Annotated in this window: 1 protein-coding gene; it reads left to right on the forward strand. The window is 72.0% G+C overall.

Going from position 1 to position 1689, the window contains the following annotated elements:
• Positions 1-168: 168 nt before the first annotated feature.
• Positions 169-1503 (forward strand): PhoH family protein, encoded by a 1335-nt coding sequence (locus tag FNQ90_RS22245; protein WP_143621290.1) that lies wholly within the window; start codon positions 169-171, stop codon positions 1501-1503.
• Positions 1504-1689 lie beyond the last annotated feature (186 nt).

The raw sequence follows: 1689 nt of genomic DNA on the forward strand, positions 1-1689 counted from the left end.
GGCACGCCCCGACCCGGGAGGCGGTTGCCTCCCGTGCCCCGGAGCGCGCCCCGCGCGCGGACAGTCGTGGAGCGGCCGGAGGGGTTCGGGCGGGAGGAAGCCATCGGGAGGGGCGTCCGTTCCTGTCACCGAGCTTCACCGACCTCATCCGAGGGGGTTCGTCCACACGTGGTGACCAGCAAGAAGCGCCCCTCCGAGCGGCGCATGTACGTCCTCGACACCAGTGTTCTGCTCGCCGACCCGTCGGCCCTGACCCGCTTCGACGAGCACGAGGTGGTGCTCCCCGTCGTCGTGATCTCGGAGCTGGAGGCCAAGCGGCACCACCCGGAGCTGGGCTACTTCGCCCGCCAGGTGCTGCGGCGGCTCGACGACCACCGCGTACGGTACGGCCGGCTGGACGAGCCGCTGCCCATCGGTGAACTCGGCGGCACCCTGCGGGTCGAGTTGAACCACTCGGATCCCACCATCCTGCCTCCCACCATGCTCAACGACCGGGGTCGGCTCGCCGACAACGACTCCCGGATCCTGGCCGTGGCCCGCAACCTCCAGGCGGAGGGGCACGACGTCACGGTCGTCTCCAAGGACCTGCCGCTGCGCATCAAGGCGTCCTCGGTGGGCCTGCGGGCGGAGGAGTACCGGGCCGAGCTGGCGATCACCGAGTCCGGCTGGACCGGGATGACGGAGATCACCCTGCCGGGGGAGACGGTGGACGACCTCTTCGGGGCGGAGTACGTCCACGACCCCTCGGTGGAGGGGTTGCCCGTGCACACGGGGTTGACGATCACCTCCGAGCGCGGGCGCGCGCTGGGGCGGGTGACCGCCGACGGGGGTATCCGGCTGGTGCGGGGGGACCGGGAGGCGTTCGGCATCCACGGGCGCAGCGCGGAACAGCGGGTGGCGCTCGACCTGCTCTCCGACCCGGAGGTGGGCATCGTCTCGCTGGGCGGACGCGCGGGCACCGGCAAGTCCGCGCTGGCGCTGTGCGCCGGTCTGGAGGCCGTCATGGAGCGCCGGCTGCACTCCAAGGTGATGGTCTTCCGGCCGCTCTACGCGGTGGGCGGGCAGGACCTGGGCTACCTGCCGGGCACCGAGGCCGAGAAGATGAACCCCTGGGCGCAGGCGGTCTTCGACACCCTCTCGGCGGTCACCTCGCGTGAGGTGATCGAGGAGATCACCGCCCGGGGGATGCTCGAGGTGCTGCCGCTGACACACATCCGCGGCCGTTCGCTGCACGACGCCTTCGTGATCGTGGACGAGGCGCAGTCGTTGGAGCGGAACGTGTTGTTGACCGTGTTGTCCCGGATCGGTCAGAACTCCCGCGTGGTGCTCACCCACGATGTCGCCCAGCGCGACAACCTCCGGGTGGGGCGGTACGACGGTGTGGCGGCGGTCGTGGAACGGCTGAAGGGCCATCCGCTCTTCGCGCACGTCACGCTGAACCGTTCGGAGCGCTCGCCGATCGCGGCCCTGGTCACGGAGATGCTGGAGGAGGGCCGCGGCTGACCCTCCGTGGAACCCCGGCCCGGGGCCGGTCGCCGTGGTGGCGGCCGGCCCCGGGCCGTTCCCGGTGCCGGCCGGCCTCCCACCGCTCCATCCGGCGCCGGGGCGGGGAACGGGGGAACAGCGCCGGGAGGGAATCCACGGAGACGGTCAGGGGTCCGGGGAAACCCCGAATCCCCACGGGAACCC

The sequence above is a fragment of the Streptomyces alkaliphilus genome (genome assembly GCF_014141535.1).
Lineage (GTDB): Bacteria > Actinomycetota > Actinomycetes > Streptomycetales > Streptomycetaceae > Streptomyces > Streptomyces alkaliphilus.